This is a genomic window from Pseudomonas sp. S2_A10, from assembly GCF_054668465.1.
Window position 1 is genome coordinate 1,484,130 of the sequence record NZ_CP162773.1, and the last position, 20,136, is coordinate 1,504,265.

Annotated in this window: 20 protein-coding genes; 7 read left to right on the top strand and 13 right to left on the bottom strand. The window is 61.5% G+C overall.

Features of this window, described 5'->3' with window-relative positions; all coding sequences use genetic code 11:
- The first annotated feature begins 4 nt into the window (after positions 1 to 4).
- The 3 genes from AB4N41_RS06835 (at position 5) to AB4N41_RS06845 (ending at position 4,071) form a co-directional block, all read left to right on the top strand.
- Positions 5 to 1,087 carry a hypothetical protein gene (locus AB4N41_RS06835; protein WP_056786451.1) on the top strand — a complete coding sequence of 361 codons (1,083 nt, stop codon included), beginning with the start codon at positions 5 to 7 and terminating at the stop codon, positions 1,085 to 1,087.
- An 87-nt stretch (positions 1,088 to 1,174) separates the two neighbouring features.
- Complete coding sequence (locus tag AB4N41_RS06840; RefSeq protein WP_252868412.1) at positions 1,175 to 1,987, top strand: substrate-binding periplasmic protein; 813 nt, start codon at positions 1,175 to 1,177, stop codon at positions 1,985 to 1,987.
- Positions 1,988 to 2,208: 221 nt separating this feature from the next.
- A complete protein-coding gene (locus AB4N41_RS06845) occupies positions 2,209 to 4,071 on the top strand; it encodes a DEAD/DEAH box helicase (RefSeq protein ID WP_016772767.1) in 1,863 nt (620 codons plus the stop codon).
- Positions 4,072 to 4,321: 250 nt separating this feature from the next.
- On the opposite strand, the gene AB4N41_RS06850 is transcribed toward AB4N41_RS06845, so the two are convergent.
- Both AB4N41_RS06850 and AB4N41_RS06855 read right to left on the bottom strand, forming a co-directional pair.
- Positions 4,322 to 4,900, bottom strand: coding sequence for a YceI family protein (locus AB4N41_RS06850; protein WP_039757580.1), 579 nt, complete (start codon positions 4,898 to 4,900; stop codon positions 4,322 to 4,324).
- Positions 4,901 to 4,931: 31 nt separating this feature from the next.
- A complete protein-coding gene (locus AB4N41_RS06855; protein WP_252877039.1) occupies positions 4,932 to 5,483 on the bottom strand; it encodes a cytochrome b in 552 nt (183 codons plus the stop codon).
- Positions 5,484 to 5,783: 300 nt separating this feature from the next.
- Between AB4N41_RS06855 and llpB the strand changes: the two genes are divergently transcribed.
- A complete protein-coding gene (gene llpB, locus AB4N41_RS06860) occupies positions 5,784 to 6,281 on the top strand; it encodes a lectin-like bacteriocin LlpB (protein ID WP_252877040.1) in 498 nt (165 codons plus the stop codon).
- Between the two features lie 363 nt (positions 6,282 to 6,644).
- Here llpB and AB4N41_RS06865 read toward each other — a convergent pair whose 3' ends face one another.
- The gene (locus AB4N41_RS06865) at positions 6,645 to 8,408 is read right to left on the bottom strand and encodes a flavin monoamine oxidase family protein (RefSeq protein WP_252877041.1); all 1,764 of its coding nucleotides are present in this window, start codon (positions 8,406 to 8,408) and stop codon (positions 6,645 to 6,647) included.
- Between the two features lie 224 nt (positions 8,409 to 8,632).
- On the opposite strand from AB4N41_RS06865, the gene AB4N41_RS06870 reads away from it, so the two are divergent.
- Together AB4N41_RS06870 and AB4N41_RS06875 are read left to right on the top strand one after the other, a co-directional pair.
- Positions 8,633 to 10,039 carry an adenosylmethionine--8-amino-7-oxononanoate transaminase gene (locus AB4N41_RS06870; protein WP_252877042.1) on the top strand — a complete coding sequence of 469 codons (1,407 nt, stop codon included), beginning with the start codon at positions 8,633 to 8,635 and terminating at the stop codon, positions 10,037 to 10,039.
- A gap of 144 nt (positions 10,040 to 10,183) precedes the next feature.
- Positions 10,184 to 10,903, top strand: a complete 720-nt coding sequence (locus AB4N41_RS06875; protein ID WP_056786439.1) for a 16S rRNA (uracil(1498)-N(3))-methyltransferase — start codon at positions 10,184 to 10,186, stop codon at positions 10,901 to 10,903.
- Positions 10,904 to 11,039: 136 nt separating this feature from the next.
- Here AB4N41_RS06875 and trhA read toward each other — a convergent pair whose 3' ends face one another.
- Positions 11,040 to 11,657, bottom strand: a complete 618-nt coding sequence (gene trhA, locus AB4N41_RS06880) for a PAQR family membrane homeostasis protein TrhA (RefSeq protein WP_039757573.1) — start codon at positions 11,655 to 11,657, stop codon at positions 11,040 to 11,042.
- Between the two features lie 141 nt (positions 11,658 to 11,798).
- On the opposite strand from trhA, the gene AB4N41_RS06885 reads away from it, so the two are divergent.
- Complete coding sequence (locus tag AB4N41_RS06885) at positions 11,799 to 12,719, top strand: LysR family transcriptional regulator (RefSeq protein WP_056786436.1); 921 nt, start codon at positions 11,799 to 11,801, stop codon at positions 12,717 to 12,719.
- 199 nt (positions 12,720 to 12,918) lie between these two features.
- On the opposite strand, the gene madM is transcribed toward AB4N41_RS06885, so the two are convergent.
- From madM to mdcA, 9 genes are all read right to left on the bottom strand, one after another.
- Entirely contained in the window at positions 12,919 to 13,683 is a 765-nt protein-coding gene (gene madM, locus AB4N41_RS06890; protein WP_041476796.1) for a malonate transporter subunit MadM, read from the bottom strand.
- Between the two features lie 5 nt (positions 13,684 to 13,688).
- On the bottom strand, positions 13,689 to 14,081 hold the full coding sequence (gene madL / locus AB4N41_RS06895) for a malonate transporter subunit MadL (protein WP_016772756.1): 393 nt from the start codon (positions 14,079 to 14,081) through the stop codon (positions 13,689 to 13,691).
- A 67-nt stretch (positions 14,082 to 14,148) separates the two neighbouring features.
- Complete coding sequence (gene mdcH, locus AB4N41_RS06900; RefSeq protein ID WP_252877043.1) at positions 14,149 to 15,069, bottom strand: malonate decarboxylase subunit epsilon; 921 nt, start codon at positions 15,067 to 15,069, stop codon at positions 14,149 to 14,151.
- On the bottom strand, positions 15,066 to 15,686 hold the full coding sequence (locus AB4N41_RS06905) for a malonate decarboxylase holo-ACP synthase (protein ID WP_252877044.1): 621 nt from the start codon (positions 15,684 to 15,686) through the stop codon (positions 15,066 to 15,068). Before AB4N41_RS06905 ends, mdcH begins: the two co-directional genes overlap by 4 nt.
- Entirely contained in the window at positions 15,680 to 16,465 is a 786-nt protein-coding gene (gene mdcE, locus AB4N41_RS06910) for a biotin-independent malonate decarboxylase subunit gamma (RefSeq protein WP_252877045.1), read from the bottom strand. Before mdcE ends, AB4N41_RS06905 begins: the two co-directional genes overlap by 7 nt.
- Complete coding sequence (locus AB4N41_RS06915; RefSeq protein ID WP_252877046.1) at positions 16,462 to 17,313, bottom strand: biotin-independent malonate decarboxylase subunit beta; 852 nt, start codon at positions 17,311 to 17,313, stop codon at positions 16,462 to 16,464. Before AB4N41_RS06915 ends, mdcE begins: the two co-directional genes overlap by 4 nt.
- Entirely contained in the window at positions 17,306 to 17,605 is a 300-nt protein-coding gene (locus tag AB4N41_RS06920; RefSeq protein WP_056786420.1) for a malonate decarboxylase subunit delta, read from the bottom strand. The genes AB4N41_RS06915 and AB4N41_RS06920 overlap by 8 nt, the downstream gene beginning before the upstream one ends.
- Positions 17,605 to 18,462, bottom strand: a complete 858-nt coding sequence (locus AB4N41_RS06925; protein ID WP_252877047.1) for a triphosphoribosyl-dephospho-CoA synthase — start codon at positions 18,460 to 18,462, stop codon at positions 17,605 to 17,607. Before AB4N41_RS06925 ends, AB4N41_RS06920 begins: the two co-directional genes overlap by 1 nt.
- Positions 18,462 to 20,132: a malonate decarboxylase subunit alpha gene (gene mdcA, locus AB4N41_RS06930; RefSeq protein WP_016772750.1), complete on the bottom strand. Its 1,671-nt coding sequence runs from the start codon at positions 20,130 to 20,132 to the stop codon at positions 18,462 to 18,464. The genes AB4N41_RS06925 and mdcA overlap by 1 nt, the downstream gene beginning before the upstream one ends.
- Positions 20,133 to 20,136 lie beyond the last annotated feature (4 nt).

Here is a 20,136-nt window from a genome sequence, read left to right on the forward strand (position 1 = left end):
GTCGATGATCTGCGCGCAAACAAAAACACGCCCTCAACTGGTCTATCTGGTTTTCGGTGCCGAGACTTACCATCAGGAAGCTGTTTTCAGCATCGCCAGTGCTCTGGCGTGGTTGCGCGAGACACCGGATGCCCCGATCGATATCCAGGTCTTCAGCGACAATCCGCAACCCTATGCACATCTCCCCGTACGCGTTCGCCCGCTGGACGCCGAAACGCGCCAGAAATGGAGCGAGCCCCACGGTTATCATTTCCGCATCAAACATGTCGCTTTGCGCTCGGTACTTGAAGAGCATGAAACGGCGCTGTTGATCGACACCGACACGTTCTTCCACTGCTCGCCGCTCAAACTGTTCGAGCGGGTGCAGCCCGGCACCCTGCTGTGCAACGACTACTACGCCCGCTATGGCGACAACAAGATGAGCCTGCTCTATCGCACGCTGTCGGCAACACTGCTGGACAAAGGCCTGACTGACGATCACATGCGCCTGCTCAACTCCGGCGTCATCGGCTTGCACCGCCAGGACGCTCACGTGCTCGACCGCTCCATCGCTTTGATCGATGAGCTGTTCCCGTCGGCACAGGGCGCCTACACCCTCGAAGAGTTCTGCCTGTCAGTGGCCGCCTACCGCACGCTGGACGTCAACAAGTGCCCGGATCTGATTCACCATTACTGGAGCCGCAAGCACCTGTTCAGGGCCAAGGTTCAGGCCTGGGTCGCCAAACATGGCGACAACCCGACCGGCGAGGCTGCACTGGACGACACCCGACGTGTATCACCGCAACTGCCTCGACCACCGCGACTGCAGCGGATGTTCTACAAGCTCGTCACGTTGCTGCTGCCGGCACATCTGCGTCAGTTCATTCGCGAAATCCTTTACGGCTGCTATGAACATCCCAACGAGTTCGATCAGGCGTGTGCAGCGGTCTGGTGGGACAAGGCGCTGGAAAACCAGCAGCAACGCATCGGCAAGCCGGTTTGCAGGCACTTGCTCAGGGACTGGTTCAGTCGCGGCCTGGTCAAGCGGATCCTTGGTTCGCGTCACGCGAAGGTCCACCAACACCTGCTGAAAACCGCAAGCAAATAAGGCCATCGCGGCCATTGCGCCCGGGGTCTGCGCGAAACATGCATGCCAGAGCTTCTCATCAGGCGTTTCGCGTACTAACCTCAGGCCATGCCCCTTATTGCCCAACTGCTGAGCGTTATTCTTCTGACTTGCCTGAGCGTCGCCGCTCGGGGGGAGAAGTTGCGTATTGTCACCGAGCCGTGGGCGCCTTACGTCTACGAACAGGGTGGTAAAAACCTCGGTCTTGACTACGAAACCACCGCCATCGTGTTCCAGCGCCTGGGCATTGAAGTGGAATGGCAGTTCCTGCCGTGGAAGCGCTGCCTGTCGATGCTCGAGACCGGTCAAGCCGACGGTGCGCTGGACATCTTTCACAGCGCCGAACGCGACGCCACTCTGCTCTACCCCAGCGAACCGCTGTCCGACGTCGAATTCGTGATGTTCTACGCCAACGAGCGGCCGCATCCATTCAACACCCTCGAACAACTCAAAGGCCTGACCATCGGCACCTCGCCGGGTTATCTGTACAGCCCTGACTTCAGCCAGTCGGACCTGTTTACCCGTGAGCCGGCGCCAACTCATGAAGCCAATTTCGGCAAACTGGTGCGCGGGCGGATCGACCTGCTGATCACCGATCGCCGCGTCGGTCAGCATTTGCTCGATGAGCTGAATATTCGCGATCTGATCACGGAAAACCCGACGGTTATCAGCCGCCAGAGCCAGTTTCTAGCAGTTCGGCGCAATGCCGGCATGGATTTGCTGGTGCAGCGTTTCGGTGCCGAGCTCAAGCGTTTCAAGCGCGAACCGGCCTACGCCGAGCTCAGCGCGCGCTACGGTGCCGCGCCTGTCGATAGCGCATCACTGCGCTCGGCCACGGCCAGCGGCGAAACCGTTGAGCAGCAGGAAAGCAGCGCGCAGTGATTGCTCTGTTATACTCCGGCGTTCCCGCCAGGCTCACGCCCGGACGCCCGGAACCGTAACAGGCCTCTCGACCCGCTACAGCGCAGCTTTCAGCCCGCGCGAGCGCTCCTGACGTGCCTTCGGAACCGCCGCTGGACCGGACGGGATTGCGTCCTCTTAAACGTGATTCGCGCCAGGCAAGACTCCCATTGGGCCAAGCCCTAACTAAAACAGGATTACTCATGTCCTTTGCTTCCCTCGGTCTCTCCGAGGCTTTAGTCCGTGCCATCGAAGATGCGGGCTATACCGAGCCTACTCCGGTGCAACAGCGGGCCATTCCCGCCGTGTTGCAAGGTCGCGACCTGATGGTGGCGGCTCAGACAGGTACCGGTAAAACCGGCGGCTTCGCCCTCCCGATTCTGGAGCGGTTGTTCCCCAACGGTCACCCGGACAAATCCCAGCGTCACGGCCCGCGCCAACCGCGCGTGCTGGTCCTGACCCCGACCCGCGAACTCGCGGCCCAGGTGCACGAGAGCTTCAAGATCTACGCCCGTGACCTGAAATTCGTCAGCGCCTGCATCTTCGGCGGCGTCGGCATGAACCCGCAGGTCCAGGCCATGTCCCGTGGCGTCGACGTTCTCGTCGCCTGCCCGGGTCGCTTGCTCGACCTCGCCGGCCAGGGCAGCGTCGATCTGTCCCACGTGGAAATTCTCGTTCTCGACGAAGCCGACCGCATGCTCGACATGGGTTTTGTCCACGACGTGAAGAAAGTCCTCGCGCGTCTGCCGGCCAAGCGTCAGAACCTGCTGTTCTCGGCGACCTTCTCCAAAGACATCACCGACCTCGCCGGCAAGCTGCTGCACAACCCGGAACGCATCGAAGTGACGCCGCCAAACACCACGGTCGAGCGCATCGAACAACGCGTGTTCCGCCTGCCGGCCAGCCACAAGCGTGCGCTGCTGGCGCACCTGATCACCGCCGGCGCGTGGGAACAGGTACTGGTTTTTACCCGCACCAAGCACGGCGCCAACCGTCTCGCTGAATACCTGGACAAACACGGCCTGCCGGCTGTGGCAATCCACGGTAACAAGAGCCAGAACGCGCGCACCAAAGCCCTGGCCGACTTCAAGGCCGGCGAAGTACGCATTCTGGTTGCCACCGACATCGCTGCCCGTGGCCTGGACATCGATCAGTTGCCGCATGTGGTCAACTTCGAGCTGCCGAACGTCGATGAAGACTATGTGCACCGTATCGGCCGTACCGGCCGCGCCGGTCGTTCGGGCGAGGCGATCTCGCTGGTCGCGCCGGACGAAGAAAAACTGCTGAAAAGCATCGAGCGCATGACCAAGCAGAAGATTGCCGACGGCGATCTGATGGGCTTCGACTCCAGCACCATCGAAGCCGAGAAGCCGGAAGCCCGCGAGCGTCCGGACATCCGCAACCCGCGCAATTCCCGTGGCCCGCGTGGCGACGGCCCGAATGGCGGCGGCGGTGGCGGCGGTCGCAAGGACAAAGGCAAAGACAAGGGCAAGGAAAAGCCGGCCGGTGAACGTGGCGAGCGCCCTGCCCGTCAGCAGAAACCGCGCGAAGGCACCCCGAGCCGCGAACAGCGCCCGAGCCAGCCACCGCGTGCAGCGGCTGACCGTGCCCCGGACGAATTCCTTGACGACGATATCGATAACTTCGGTAACCGCGTCGACTACGTGCCGAAAGCCGCTCCTGCCGGTGGCCGTGGCCGTCGTCCGGGCGCACCGGCGCAAGGCGCGGGCGCACCACGCGGTGGTCAGCCACAGGGTCGCCAGAACGGTCCGCGCAACAGCAACGGTTCGAGCACCGGCACGCCACCGGCCAAACGCAGCGGCCCGCGCAATGGCGCTCCGCGTGACGGTCAGGGTCGTCGCGACGAATCCGCGCCGCGCAATCGCCGCCCGGCCCGTGACGATCAGCCTCGCAGCGAACCGGCCGTGCAGAATCCGCGCAGCAACGGTCCGAAGATCATGCACAAGGAATCGAAAGCCGACCGCTTCCCGACGCCTGAGCAACTCGATCAACTGCCAAGCCGCCCGCGTGGCGAGAAACCAGCACTGCTGACCCGCAATCGCTGAGTTTCATACCGTCATGAAAAATGCCCCGACTCGAAAGAGCCGGGGCATTTTTTTACCTCGATTATCTCTGCCACACCGCAATACCCCTGTGGGAGCGAGCCTGCTCGCGAAGGCGGCGGGTCAGCTGAATCTTTGCCGATTGACACACCGCTTTCGCGAGCAGGCTCGCTCCCACACGGAATAGCGTGTTACAGCAATAAAAAACGCCCCCGGCCTTTCGACCGGGGGCGTTTTCATGTGGCGGCGAAGTTTATTTCGCTTTCACACCTTCGAACGAAACATACAACTCGACCGCGTCGGACTTCGGACCGAGGTCTTTCTGCTTGCCGAAATCGGAACGCTTGATGGTGGTGGTGCCTTCGAAGCCGGCACGGTAGCCGCCCCATGGATCCTTGCCTTCGCCCAGGAAGGTGGCCTTGACGACAACTGGCTTGGTCACGCCCAGCAGGGTCAGGTCGCCGGTCACGTCAGCGGTGTTCGCACCGGTGGACTTGACGCTGGTGGATACGAAAGTAGCCTTGCCGAACTTGCTGGCGTTGAGGAAGTCAGCGCTGGCGATGTGCTTGTCGCGCTCGGCGTGGTTGGTGAACACGCTGGCAGTGTTGACGTTGAACTCGATCTTGCTGTCTTCAGGCTTGGCAGCGTCGAAGCTGAACTTGCCGTCGATGTCCTTGAAGGTACCGGTGATGTAGCTGTAGCCCAAGTGGCTGATCTTGAAGTCGACGAAGGCGTGCTGGCCTTCCTTGTCTACTACATAGTCAGCAGCCATTACGTTGGCGGACAGCACGGCCGAACCGATTGCCAGAGCGGCCAGAGTCTTTTTCAACATGCTTTCTTTTCCTTTGAGTCGAGGTTGAATTTCAGGCTTTGCGACCGAGCATTCGAGTGAGGGTCGCATCACGATCGATAAAGTGGTGCTTCAATGCTGCCAACGCATGGAGACCGGAAAAAATTACCAGTGCCCACGCCAGCCACAGATGAATCACCCCAGCGGTATCTGCCTGATCCGGTAGTCCGGAGAGCAGAGCAGGTACTTCAAACAGGCCAAACACCGGGATCCCGACACCGTCTGCGGTGGAAATCAGGTAACCGGCAATCATCACAGCGAACAGCGCCAGATACAGAAACCCGTGGCCGAATTTAGCGCCGATACGGGTCATGCGGCTGTAGCTTTGCAGCGTTGGCGGCGGTGGGCTGATGAAGCGCCACAGCACCCGCAACACCATCACACCAAGCAGCACCAGACCGATGCTCTTGTGCAGGTCCGGCGCGTCTTTGCGCCAAGTGCTGTAGTAATCCAGCCCAACCATCCACAGACCCAGCGCAAACAGCCCGAAGGCCGCCAGCGCCACGCCCCAGTGCATGAAGATGCTGACCCAACCATAGCGCGAAGAAGAGTTACGTAGCTGCATTGCCCAAATCCTGTGAGAACTGCGAACCAAGACTAGCGAGTTATCTATCGAATTAAAGCGGAAAATTTTGCTTTGAAATATCGATAAATACGATCAAGAGTCTGCGAGCGGGGTGTTAAGGAAGCATTAAAGGCGATTCCTGCGTAGAGCGCTTGTACAAATGACGGGGGCTGCATTGACCATCGTCATCTCTGCACACGCATACGGCGAAACTCGACCCTGATAACTATGTACCGCTGATGCGCAATTCAAACCTGCTCGAATGATGCTTCTTTTCATTATTCAAACAGGCACGAAAACATGGCTCTGCGATATACGCCCTTTCAAGCAAGTGGTTCTTCTGTACTGCCGCCCAATCAAACGATGTCTGCGGGCCAATTCCTGCAATCCGAGAACGGTCGATTTCGTCTGATGCTGCAAAGCGACGGGAACCTCGTGCTCAAGGACGGTGAGGCGATCATCTGGATCGCCGACGCCAATCAACCTTACAGCGCAACTTTGCACCCGAAGAAGATGCGCGAGCCGCTGCAGTTTGTGATCAGCAACAGCGGCTTTCTTTATGACCCCTCCAGGCGACGATTATGGATCGCGGAAAGCACGCACAGCACCGACAAGTCGCTTTGGTACAACACATACATGACTGTGCAGGACGATGGAAACCTGGTGATTTACGACCAGCGCACGGGCAGTCTGCGCTGGGCGCGTTTCGGTTTCATTCCCGGGCGCCTGCGCAAACCCAAGCAAAAGTGGCTGAGGAAACTGCCGAACGGGACAGAATTCTTCAAGTGGGAGTTTTGACTGACCAGCCATTCATGGCCGATCAGTTATGGAGTACTGCCGGCGGTTGCAGGCATTCGGCACTGTAGGGGTCTATGTGGCACTTGTGCGCCAGTTCAGAACCATAGCCGCCGGGGAAAAATTGCCCGTTGCTACATCCGGAAAGTGCAATCAAAACCAGTATCGCGATAAGCGTTTTCATAGCATGCCTCCAATTTTTTCCAGCATAAAATTGGCGCGCTGGCAGCGGCTATCACCTCATTCCGAGCATCTTGTGGGAAGGCTCCGGTACGCCGGTAAGTCCCGTAACCGGATGACGAAGGACTGAAATGCGGGGCAAAAAAAAACGCGACCGGAGGGTCGCGTTTTCATGTGAACAAAGCCTTACTGCGCCTTGGTCTCGGTCGTTGCAGCAGGCTTGGCCGCTGGCTTCTTCGCCGGTTCAGCCTTCTTCGCCGCCGGTTTGGCCGCCGGCTTTTTCGTTTCGGTTTTTGCCGCAGGCTTCTTCGCTGCTGGCTTGGCCGCTGCTTTCTTCGCTGGCTCGGCTTTTACCGGGGCCGCTGGCTTCGGTGCTTCCACCGGCGCAGGTGCCGGGGTCGGCGCAGGCGCTGGAGCAACCGGAGCAGGTGCTGGCTCTGGCGCTTTCACAGGCTCTGGCTTCTTCTCGTCATCCGAACCGCCGAACAGGTTGCTGAAGAAGTTGCCCTTCTTCGCCGCCACGGCACCCGCCGCGCCTGCCGCAGCTGCAGCCGGAACCACTTTGGCCGGTTCGAACGACTTGCCTGCCGCCAGATCTTCAACCTGGCTAGCCGCGCGCTGGCCGGTGCGCAGTGCGCCTTCCAAGGTGCCCGGGTACAAGGTGTCGGTGTGTTCGCCGGCGAACGCTACGCGTTGCAGCGGACGTTCCCACAGGCGCCAGAACTTGCTGATCTGCCCCGGGCCGTAAGCCAGATAGGCGCCGCCCATCGACGGGTCGGTGCTGTAGCGACGGATTTCATAACCGGTGAACGAGCCACGGGCCTGTGGGTAAAACGCGTGCAGACGGATCAGCACCTGATCGACCATCTGCTTGTCGCCGAACGCCTGCATCACACGGGCGTTATCGCCGGACAGGTTGATCACCACGTTGGCGCCGCCCTTCAGTGCCGGTTCGATCCAGAGCATGCCCAGACCGGTATTGCTGTAGATCTCGCCGGACATGCGCGATTTGCTTTCCCACACTGGCGTCTTGAACTTCAGCATGATCTGGTCGCGCCAGCCGTAGTTGGTGCCTTTGATCGCCGCCAGATGCTGGGCATCCAGCGCAGGGGTCAGGGCGATTTTGTTCAGCGCGCGCAGCGGTACCGCCAGCACAACGTAGTCGGCCTGATAGCCGACGCTGCCGACTTTGACGGTCACACCGTCCTTGTCCTGGATGATGGCCGAGACCGGCGAGCTGGTCTTGATGGTCTTGATCTGTTTGACGAAGGCCTGGGCCAGGACCTGGCTGCCGCCGACCAGACGCGAGGCGCGCAGGTCGCGGTCGGAAACGCCGCGATAGACGCGGTTCTGCTGAGCGAAATACAGCAGCGACAGACGCGAAGGTTCGTCGTAGTGGGTGCGAATGTCCTGGTTGATCAACTGACGCGCGGTGGCCGGCAGGTTCTGCTTGTCGAGCCAGCTCGATACGGTGATCTGGTCCAGTGCATGCAGGGTGGCGGTCGCCGCCGGGTTCTGCGGGTCGTCGATCGAGCGCGCCAGATCGTCGAGGGTTTTCTGGTAGCGCTTGAGCGCATCGGCGGTGGCTGGCTGTTTAGTGGCGAGATCAGCGGCGGAGAAATAATCGCCGTCGATCAGATAACCCGGCGTACGCACAAATTCCGGCGCCGGCGTGGTGCCGAGCTTGAAGGTCGAAACGTACTTGTTCAGCACCGGCTGAGTCTTGTCGTTGCCGATCCACTCGCTGGTGGCCATGCCCGAGCGCCCGCCCAGGCTCGGTTTGGCTTCCAGCAGGGTGACCTGCCAGCCTTTGTTCTGCAGTTCGTAAGCAGCGGTCAGACCCGAGAGGCCGCCGCCGATCACGATTGCGGTTTTATCCTTGGCCAGCGCCGTAACGCTGAACAGCCCCAACATCACCAGCGCACAGGCGCGCAGCCAACCGACAGACATTCAGCGAACTCCGGAAAAACATGTGGGAAAAAAGCAGTTTTGCGAGTCAGACGACTCAAAGAACCGCGAAGAATACGTTAGCCATCAAAACGCCGCCAGCGACGTCTATCGGCTCAGACAAAGTAGCTCAATCGACACAATGGGTTGTTCCCGCGCGATGCATTGCATAGGCTTGCGCGATTGTTCGCCCGCGCCTGACGCGAGCCGCCTCGAGGAGACTGTAAATGGGCCTGAATAACCAGTGGATGCAACGCGATCTCGCGGTGTTGTGGCATCCCTGCACCCAGATGAAAGACCACGAACAGCTGCCGCTGATCCCGATCAAGCGCGGCGAAGGCGTCTGGCTCGAAGACTTCGAAGGCAAGCGCTACCTCGACGCAGTCAGTTCCTGGTGGGTCAACGTGTTCGGCCACGCCAACCCGCGCATCAACCAGCGCATCAAGGATCAGGTCGATCAACTCGAACACGTGATCCTTGCCGGTTTCAGCCACCAGCCGGTGATCGAGCTGTCCGAGCGCCTGGTGAAGATGACCCCGCAAGGCCTGAACCGGGTGTTCTACGCCGATAACGGCTCGTCCTGCATCGAAGTCGCGCTGAAGATGAGCTTTCACTACTGGCTCAATCGCGGCCAGCCGAACAAGAAGCGCTTCGTCACCCTGACCAACAGCTACCACGGCGAGACCATGGCGGCGATGGCGGTCGGCGATGTGCCGCTGTTCACCGAGACCTACAAAGCGCTGCTGATGGACACCATCAAAGTGCCGAGCCCGGATTGCTACGGCCGGCCCGACGGCATGAGCTGGGAAGAACACTCACGCAATATGTTCGCGGCCATGGAACAGACGCTGGCAGAGAATCATGACAGCGTCGCGGCAGTAATCGTCGAGCCGTTGATTCAGGGCGCGGGCGGCATGCGCATGTATCACCCGGTCTACCTCAAGCTGTTGCGCGAGGCCTGCGACCGTTACGGCGTGCACCTGATCCACGACGAAATCGCCGTCGGCTTCGGCCGCACCGGAACGATGTTCGCCTGCGAACAGGCCGGCATCCGCCCGGACTTCCTCTGCCTGTCGAAAGCCCTCACCGGCGGCTACCTGCCGCTGGCCGCGTGCCTGACCACCGACGAGGTCTACAGCGCCTTCTACGACGACTACCCGACCCTGCGCGCCTTCCTCCATTCGCACAGCTACACCGGCAACCCGCTGGCCTGCGCTGCGGCACTGGCGACCCTGGACATCTTCGAGCAGGACAACGTCATCGCGAACAACCAGGCGCTGGCTCAGCGCATGGCCTCGGCGACTGCGCATCTGGTGGATCACCCGAACGTCTCCGAAGTGCGCCAGACCGGCATGGTCCTGGCCATCGAGATGGTCAAGGATAAAGCCACGAAAGAGGCCTACCCTTGGCAGGAGCGTCGTGGCTTGAAGGTTTTCCAGCATGCACTGGAACGTGGTGCGTTGTTGCGGCCGCTGGGCAGCGTGGTGTATTTCCTGCCGCCGTATGTGATCACCCCGGAGCAGATCGACTTCCTCGCCGAAGTGGCCAGTGAAGGTATTGATATTGCTACGCGTGACAGCGTCAGTGTTGCGGTGCCGAAAGACTTCCATCCCGGCTTCCGCGATCCGGGCTGATCTATTTCACTTAAGCTTCAGCGGTGAACGGACTACCGTCATCGCTGGCAAGCCAGCTCCCACAGGTCCTGCGCAAGTCCTTGTGGGAGCTGGCTTGCCAGCGATAGGGCCGCCAGACTTTTACACTTTTTACAGAGACCCCGCATGAGACTGTCCCGCTTCTTTATCGACGCCCCGCTGAGCACTGGCGAACACGAACTGCCGGAGGCTCAGGCGCATTACATCAGCCGCGTCCTGCGCATGGCCGAAGGCGATGCGGTGCAGTTGTTCGACGGTTCCGGCCATGAGTTTCGCGGATCGCTCGTCGAAGTCGGCAAGAAGCGCGTGGTCGTGCAGATCGACGAGCAGTTCGCCGGACAAATCGAATCGCCGCTGCAGATCCACCTCGGCCAGGGCCTGTCCCGGGGCGAGCGCATGGACTGGGCGATTCAGAAAGCCACTGAACTCGGCGTGACGCAAATCACCCCGATCTTCAGCGAACGCTGCGAAGTGCGGCTCAAGGACGAACGCGCCGACAAGCGCTTGCTGCATTGGCGCCAAGTGGCAATCAGTGCCTGCGAACAGTGCGGGCGTTCACGGGTGCCGGTGATTCATCCACCAGTATTGCTGGCGGACTGGCTCAAGCAGACCGAAGCCGAATTGAAACTGGTGCTGCATCCGGTCGCAGAACCGCTGGTCAGCCATGCCAAACCGGCGACGCTGGCGTTTCTGATCGGACCGGAAGGTGGGTTGACGGATGGCGAAGTCGAGCAGGCCAAAGGCAATGGCTTCCACGCCGCCCGCCTCGGCCCGCGCGTGTTGCGCACCGAGACCGCGCCGGTGGTGGCGTTGGCGGTGGCCCAGCAACTGTGGGGTGATTTCTAAACCTTTTTGCCGGACTGATCGTTCCCACGCTCTGCGTGGGAATGCAGCCCGGGACGCTCCGCGTCCCAAAAAGCGTGACGCAGAGCGTCACAGGAGGCGTTACCACGCAGAGCGTGGGAACGATCAGTCACCCGGGCTACAGGACATAAAACAGAATCGCCACAAAGTGCAGCAGACTTCCCGCGATCACAAACAGATGCCAGATGCCATGGGCATGCCGCAGGCGGTGATCGAGGGCAAAAAAGATAATCCCCACCGTATACAAAACCCCGCCCGATGCCAGCCAGGCAAACCCCGCTGTGCCCAGTGCGGCAATCAGCGGTTTGACCGCGACCAGCACGATCCAGCCCATCACCGCGTAAATCACGATCGACAGAATCCGCGCCTCGGAACGCGGTTTGATCTCTTGCAGGATGCCGATCAGCGCCAGCCCCCAGACAATCCCGAACAGCGTCCAGCCCCACGGCCCGCGTAACGTCACCAGACAGAACGGCGTGTAGCTGCCGGCGATCAACAGGTAGATCGAGAAATGATCGACCTTCTTCATAATCGCTTTCTTGCGCCCGCGCACGCTGTGGTACACGGTCGAGGCGCTGTAGAGCACCAGCAAAGTGAAGGCGTAAATGGCTACGCTGACGATCTTCCACGGACTGCCGTCGAGGCTGGCAATCACCAGCATCCACACGCCGCCGATAAACGCGGCGATGGCCCCGACCAGATGGGTCCAGGCGTTGAGTTTTTCCCCGTGATACATGTATTGCTCACCTCACATTCGTTACCGCAGCTCGCAAGGCTCGGGCCTTGAGCGTAAAAGCGCAATGTTTCTGTTCAACCTCGCCTGCGCGGCCCGCGGGAATTGGGCACAATCGGCGCATTAAAAAAAAGAGTCCGCGCCATGCTGATCGACGAAGAATTGACCCTGAAAAAACTCGAGGTGTTCCTCGCCTTCATGCGCACCGGCAACCTCGCCCGCGCCGCCGCTGAACTGCAGACCAGCAACGTCAGCGTGCACCGCGCCATTCACTCTTTGGAAAATGCTCTGCGCTGCCCGCTGTTCAAACACGAAGGGCGCAACCTGACGCCGCTGGAAAGCGCTTATGTGCTGGAAGAACGTGCGCAGAAGCTGATCAACGACGTCGTCGACAGCGTGCGCCTGACCCGCGAAGCCGCCGGGTTCTCCGCCGAGCGCTTCAAGCTCGGCTCGCTGTATTCGCTGACGGTGAAAACCGTGCCGCAGCTGATCATGGGCCTGAAAATCCGCCGCAGCGAACTCAACATCGACCTGATCCTCGGCTCGAACATCGACCTGCTCTACAAGCTGAAAAACATGGAAGTCGACGCGATTCTGGTGTCGCTGGACGACAGCATCAACGACCCCGATTGCGAACAGATTGCGCTGTTCTCCGACGACATCTTCCTCGCCACCCCGGCCGATTCAAAATTCGCTCAGCGCAGTGAAGTCGATCTGGCGGAAGTGCGCGATGAAACCTTCATCACCCTGACCCAGGGCTTCGCCACGCATCAGGATGGTGTGCGGGTATTCAAGCAAGCGGGGTTCGAACCGAAGGTGGCGATGCAGGTCAATGACATCTTCACCCTGCTGAGCATGGTCAGCTCAGGGGTGGGGTACGCCTTGTTGCCGGGGCGGATTGCGGCGGTGTACGAGAATCGGGTGAAGCTGATTCCGTTGCAGGAGAAGTACCGGTTGCAGCAGCACATTGGCGTGGTGTTTCTGAAGGCCAAGGAGCGTGACCCGAATTTGCTGGCGTTGCTGGCAGAGTGTCGGATGTATGCCAATCGGCAGGCTGGGGTTTAGATCAAGATCAAAATCAAGAGCTACCCCCTCACCCCAGCCCTCTCCCCCAAGGGGTAGAGGGGGAAAGGGAGCAGATCGGGGGCTTTTTCAGAACCTGAGTTCGACTTAGAAATTTCAGGTCGATGTATAACGCCAAAACAACTCGGTCAGTCCCCTCTCCCCTCCGGGAGAGGGTTAGGGTGAGGGCAGCTTAAATTGACTAACCCATCAACCCGCGCATCGCCAGAAACAACAGCGAAGGCCCCAGCAGACACCCGAGCGCGGTGTAGAACGCCGCCGTCAGGCAACCGTACGGCACCAGCTTCGGATCGGTGGCCGCCAGACCTCCGGCAACGCCGCTGGAGGTGCCCATCAACCCACCGAAAATCACCGCGCTGCGCGGATTGTTCAGGCCGATCATCGGTGCCACGAACGGTGTCATCACCATCACCAGAATCGCCTTGATCAGCCCCGCCGCAATCGACAGCGCCATCACCTCGGAACTGGCACCAATCGCCGCGCCGGTCACCGGGCCGACAATGTAAGTCACGGCACCCGCGCCAATGGTGGTCAGGCTCACCGCATCGGTGTAGCCGAACGCCATCGCCACGCCGACCCCGGCGACGAACGAGGTGCCAACGCCGACAAACAGCGCCAGCACACCGACGAATCCGGCGCGTTTGAGCTCATCGACACTCACCCCAAACGCCGTCGCCACAATCGCGAAATCCCGCAGCATCGCACCACCGAGCAGGCCGATGCCGGACAGCAGGGGAATATCCACCACGCCTTTTTGCCCACCGGTCAGTGCGCCGCCGATATACGACAGCACCAGCCCGAGCAGAATGGCGATCGCCGAACCGTGCAGACGGCCCTTGGTGAAAGTGTTGGACATCCAGTAGGACACCCACATGGTCAGCCCGACAATCAAAAAGCCGCTGATCAGACCGTAGCCGGTGATCACTTTCATCATTGATTCGTACATGGCGATTACCCCGCAGTCTTGGCAGGAGCAATCGGCGTCTCTTGCTTGTTGCCCATGCGCGTCAGCACCGGCACCAGGGCAAAAGCGATCACTACGGCGAGGGTGCCGGCGAGAATCGCCATCGGCCCGCCCTTCAGCGCACCGTAGACATTCTGCTGCGCGGCCATGGCGACCACGATGGGGATGTAGATCGCGCTCCAGAACTCCACGCCCTGCTCGGTCTTGCCCTTGAGCCAGCCGCTCTTGTAGAGATAGCTGCCCAGGCCGATCAACAGCAGCATCGCAATACCGACACCGCCGACATTGGCCGGCACTCCGATCAGCTTGCCGAGCAATTCACCGACCCAGATACCGACCAGCGTGCAAAAGGCGAGAAATGCCACACCGTAAATAATCATTGTTGTAGTCCTCAAAGTGCATCGTCGAATGTTGTTTTTGTTGTTCGAAGCTTGAGTCGCGGCGGTTTTAGAGTTGGCGGCCACCCTCCTCGCGCAACAGCGCTTGCAGGGTATCGAGGCGGGCACTGTCGAAGGCAGTGACGGTGCCCTGCTCGAACACCCGGCGCGCCAGCCCGGTCAGCACCGCACCGGGCGGCAGTTCGATCTGTAGACGTACGCCGCGCTCGTAGGCGCTTTGCACGGTGCCGCGCCAGTCCACCACGCGGCACATGTTGAAAGCGAGGTCGTCACGCAGCGCTTCGACTTTGCTCACAGGGCGGGCGCGGCTGCCGCTGAGATAGCCGATCCGTGGCGTTTTAAGTTCGACCCTGGCGAAGGCTTCGGCAAGCGCCTGCGCCGGTTTTTCCAGCAATGGGCAATGCGACGGCACGCTCACCGCCAGCCGTTTCGCCACTCCGGCGCCGCGACTGCGTGCCAGTTCGGCCACCGCGTGCATGGCCTTGTCGCTGCCGGCAATCACCACTTGGTTATCGGCGTTGATGTTGGCCAGATACACCGGCGCATCTTCGCTGTGCACTTGCGCCAGCAGGGTTTCGACTGTGGACAACTGCAAGCCGATGATCGCGGTCATGCCGTAGCCCTGTGGATAGGCTTGTTGCATCAGCTCACCGCGCAGACTGACCAGATGCAGCGCATCGCTGAAACTCAAGACCCCCGCCACCACCGCCGCCGGATAAGCGCCGATGGACAGGCCGGCGACGTAATCCGCAGTCAGTTCATCCTGCAATAACTGCCGCGAAGCAGCGACACCGGCGATCAGCAGGCACAGCTGAACCGCTCGTGTCGTGCGCAATGCCTCGGCTGAATCCAGCAGCGCAACATCTTCGCCCAGTACATCACTGGCCTCGACCAGCGTTTCCCTTGGCAAACGCTGGAGCATGCCCGCTTGCTGCGCGCCCTGGCCGGGAAACACCAACAGGCTGCTCACGCTGCCTGCTCCTGCGGGTTCCACGGATCCGTCACCAGACAGGCCTGATAAGCATTTTTCAGCAGCACTCGGAACGAACCGCTGGCCCATTCCCGCAACGCCACAGCGCCGAACGGCGTCTGCAATTGCATGTCGACCCGGCACACAGTTTGATCTAAAAGCGCGACCAGTTCGCGCGCCTGATCACGGCCGATCATCTGCGGCGCACGCAGAATCAGATCGAGATCACTGGCCGCATGCATTGCTCTGAAACCACTGGCCAATTCAAACCCGACACTGCCGCTGACACCCCAGACCCAACGGCAGTCATCGAGCATCGGCCGCAGTTGTTTGAGCGCCTGCATCACCGGCAGATCTCGCTCACACTCAACATGACAAAGGGCTTCGGGACTGACTCGACAGGCAATCGAATCCAGCGCCATAAATGCCGCCAGCCGTTGTTGACGCAACACACCGCGCACGCCGACCGCGACAAAACCGTCAGCACTCACCGCCCGGCGCACCACCACCGGTTGCCCGGCCGCCAGCGCCGCGACCGCCCACTGCGGCGCATCCGCCGGCAACTGCGCCGGGGTCATGCCCCAGAGCAGATCGTGGGCCAGGGGCAGGTTCACCACTGCGCCCTCAGCAGTTCGCGGACGCGGCTGGAGGCGGCACGATTACTCGCACCAAGGCGCCCTTTCAAATCACTGCTGGCCACGTCGTTGATCGCTTGCTTGAGGCACTCACTCACGCGCGTCAGATCTTCCGCCGTCGGTTGTTCGATCTGCTGCACCGAGAGGGTTTCCCAGAGCAGGCCGAGGCTGGCGTAGCTGTCGATGTCGTAGGCCATCGGCGGCACGCTCGAGGCCAGCGCTTCCAGTTCCTCGACACTGCGCAAGGTCACCCGCGCCGCCGAGGCTTTGCCCATCGCGTGGACCATCACGCCGGGGTCGCGCAGCGCGATCAGGCGATTGGCCTGATAACCATGGGCGAGAAACGCACCCGACATGGCCTTGCCCACCAGCAGCGCAATCACCGGATGGCCGGCCAAGCGTGCACGGGCATAACTGTCCGCAGCGCCGGCGAGCGCCTGATGAATGCCGAGGGCTTCTTCGCGGCGGCCATACGCCTGGCTCGGTACATCGACGATGGCGATGATCGGGCGCTTCTTCGCGTTGTCGCGGTCGGCGCTGATCGCGTCATCCACAGCCTTGGCCAGCCCCCAGCCTTCGAGCAAACCGACTTCGCCGTTTCGGGCGCGGGGGAAACGATTGTCCGGGTCGGCGACCACGGCGATAAAACGCCCGAGCTCAGCGTCGGCCGCTTTCAATGACGGCGGCAACCCTTCGACGCTTTCAGCGCCGGTGCTCAAGGCGTTGAACCAGTGCAAACCGCGCAATGAATAACCGCTCATGAGCGCACTCCTTGATACAGATCGCGAACCACCGACGGTTCGATTTGCTGGTCAGTGTTCAGCTTGCCGAGGCGTTGCAGGAACCACTCGGCGCGTTGACTGCGTGCCTGTGCCGGCAAGCCTTGCTGGAGCAATTCACCGACCTGCTGGCGAATCTGCGCCACATCATCGCCGACATAACGGTCCACTAGTCCCGTGTTGAAACGCTGTTCGCCGCCGGTCAGGCTCCAGATGAAGGGCCGGTCGCGGGAGTCGTATTCCTCGATCCCGGCTTCCTGCTCGATCACCTGCGGGCCGTTCAGGCCGAGACGTGCTTCCTGGGTCACCAGCAAATAACTGCACAGCGCCGCAGCAATCGACATGCCGCCGAAGCAACCGACGCTGCCGGCGACCACGCCGACCACCGGTTGGTATTGCTGCAGATCGACAATCGCCGCGTGAATATCGGCAATCGCCGCCAGCCCTAGATTGGCTTCCTGCAAGCGCACGCCACCGGTTTCCAGCAGCAATACCGCGCGGGTGGGGATGCCGTTGCGGTTGTCTTCGGCAGCCAGTTCCAGCGCACCGGCAATCTTCGCCCCGCCGACTTCGCCAAGGCTGCCGCCCTGAAACGCACCTTCAATCGCTGCGATGACCACCGGCAAACCGTCGAGGCTGCCCTTGGCGATGATCACGCCGTCGTCGGCTTGCGGCACCACACCTTGGCGCTCAAGCCATGGCGACATGACCCGTTGAAACGGATCAAGCAGTTCGCGAAAGGTCCCGGCGTCGAGCAAGGCTTTCGCCCGCTGCCGTGCGCCAAGTTCAACGAAACTGTGTTTGTTCAGCAACGCTGCGCTGTCAGTCATGGCCGATCTCCTCGAAACCCTGTTCCAGACGCAAGCGCACCACCCCCGGCGTCGCGCCGAAATCGTGGATATCGATGGCCATCGCCGGTGGCGTGGTGCCGTCGAACATCCGCGCAAACAGGTGCTGCCAGCGCTGCTGCGCGCCGTTGACCGAGGTCTGCACGTTGATCGTCAGCTTGCCGGCCAGACCCGGTTCGATCAGCACTTCCAGATCACCCGAGCCGACACAACCGACCAGCGCCCGCCCGCGTGGCGGCTGCCCGGCGGGGAATTCAAACGATAGGCTTTCCATCAAAACGCTCCCTGAACAATGCCGTCGCGCTCGATGCGATCGAGCAGCAGCGTGGCCGCGAGCAAGTCAGCGGCGCCACCGGGCGAGGCATTCAATGCGATGAGTTGTTGATCGAGTTCGTGCAGGCGCCGGCGACCGCTGAGGCTGGCGCTGCCGCCGGCATCGAGTACCGCTTGCGCGCCGGCCTGCATGGCGTGCAGACCGGGCTCGCCGGCGCGGTAGAGCACGCAGGTGTCGGCCAGCTCGGTCATGATCGCCAGCAACGCATCGAGCCGGGCGTTCTGCTCGCCGTGGCCGTTGGCGCGGCTTTTGTGCAGTTGCGGCAGGCCGCGTTGCAGCACGGACGGGAAGCCCAGTTGCGCTTCTTCGCGAGCACCGCGTGCGCCGTAACGCTGGGCGACTTGTGCGCCGTGGCTGAGCGGTGTCGGTGCGTAGCGGTCGTCGAGCAGTGCCAGGCGTGCGGCACACAGGGCGATGGATTTCGGTTGCAGCGCGGCGGCCGTCACCAACAGCCCCAATGCCCAGATCGCACCGCGATGGGTGTTGACGCCGTTGGTGGTCACGAGCATGGCTTGCTCGCCCTCGCGGCCGATGCGGCCAATCGCTTCGCGTAACGGCACACCGACTTCGCCCAGCTCCAGCGCCACCTCAGCCATTTCCTTGAACGCTGGCCACAAGGCCAACGCCGACGCGTGCATCAGGCCCAGGTGCAGATCGGTGTGCGCGCCGTTGCCACGACGGTCGACCAGCGCCGGTTTCGGCGACAGATCGGCTTCGTCGATCAACGCGTCCACTGCCAGATCGGCCAGTCGATCAGCCAGAGAAAGCGGTTTCGCTTGCAGGTTGAATGCGTGCATTACCAGCTCCTGAATTTGGCGGGCGGGTTGTACAGGCCACCAGACCACTCGACCAGATCGGCGACGCTTTTCGCCGCGAGCAATTCGCGGGTGGCGTCGGTGCGGCGGATGCCGAGGTCTTCGGGCAAGGCGATCAGGCCTTCGCGGCGCATGCGTTCGGTGTCTTTCGGGTTGTGCCGCAGGCCGATGGCGGTAACCCCGGCAACCGCCGCGATCATCGCCTGGCGCTCTTCCAGCGAGCGCGCCTTGTACAGGTAGGCGATGCCTTCTTCGGTGAGCAGGTGGGTGACGTCGTCGCCGTAGATCATGATCGGCGCCAGCGGCATGCCGCTTTTCTTCGCCACTTCCACCGCGTCGAGCGTTTCGACAAAGGTCGGTTTGCCGCCCTCCTGGAAGGTCTCGACCATTTGCACCACGAGTTTCTTGCCGCGTTCGAGCATCGGTTGCGGCCCGTCGGCGTGGCGCATGTCCAGCCACGCCGGGGTGCCGTGACGGCGGCCGCGCGGGTCGTGGCCCATGTTTGGCGCACCACCGAAACCGGCGAGACGGCCCCGAGTCACCGTCGAGGAATGGCCGTCGCCGTCGACTTGCAACGTCGCGCCGATAAACAGATCCACCGCGTATTGCCCGGCCAGTTGGCAGACCATGCGGTTGGAACGCAGCGAGCCGTCGCGGCCAGTGAAGAACACATCCGGCCGAGCGGCAATGTAGTTTTCCATGCCCAGTTCGGTGCCGAAGCAATGCACGCTCTCGACCCAGCCGCTTTCAATCGCCGGGATCAGCGTCGGGTGCGGGTTGAGCGTCCAGTTGCGGCAGATCTTGCCTTTCAAACCGAGGGATTCGCCGTAGGTCGGCAGGATCAGTTCGATGGCGGCGGTGTTGAAACCGATGCCGTGGTTGAGTGACTGCACATTGTGTTTTTCGTAGATCCCGCGAATCGCCATCATCGCCATCAGCACGTGCACAGGCTTGATGTGGCGTGGGTCGCGGGTGAACAGCGGTTCGATGTAGAACGGCTTGTCGGCGACCACAACGAAATCGACCCACGACGCCGGGATGTCTACGCGAGGCAGCTCGCTGACGTCATCGACCAATTGGTTGACCTGGACGATAACGATACCGTCGCTGAACGCCGCCGGTTCGATCAGTGCGGGGGTGTCTTCAGTGCTCGGGCCGGTGTAGATGTTGCCGGCGCGGTCGGCCATGAAACCGGCCGAGAGCACAACGTTGGGGATCAGGTCCACGACGAGGCGGGCGTAGAGTTCGATGTACGTGTGAATGGCGCCGACTTCGAGCAAGCCATCTTCGAGCAACTGGCTGATGCGCAGGCTCTGGGTGCCGGCGAAGGAGAAATCGAGCTTGCGGGCAATGCCACGTTCGAACAGATCAAGGTGCTCGGAGCGGCCGACGCTGGGCATGATCATGTGCAGATCGTGGAGCTTGGCCGGGTCGGCCTTGGCCAGCGAACGCGAGAGGAAATCCGCCTGCTTCTGGTTGTTGCCCTCCAGCACCACACGGTCGCCGGGATGGATCAGCGCTTCGAGCGCGGCGACGATCTTGTCGCTGGGCAACACCGCGCCATCGGCGAGCCCGCGCACCTTGTCGAGCCGGCGCTGCTTCTCGTCACGCCGCCGCGTCCAGCGCGAGTCGGGGGAAATTGTTGTTGTCATGCTC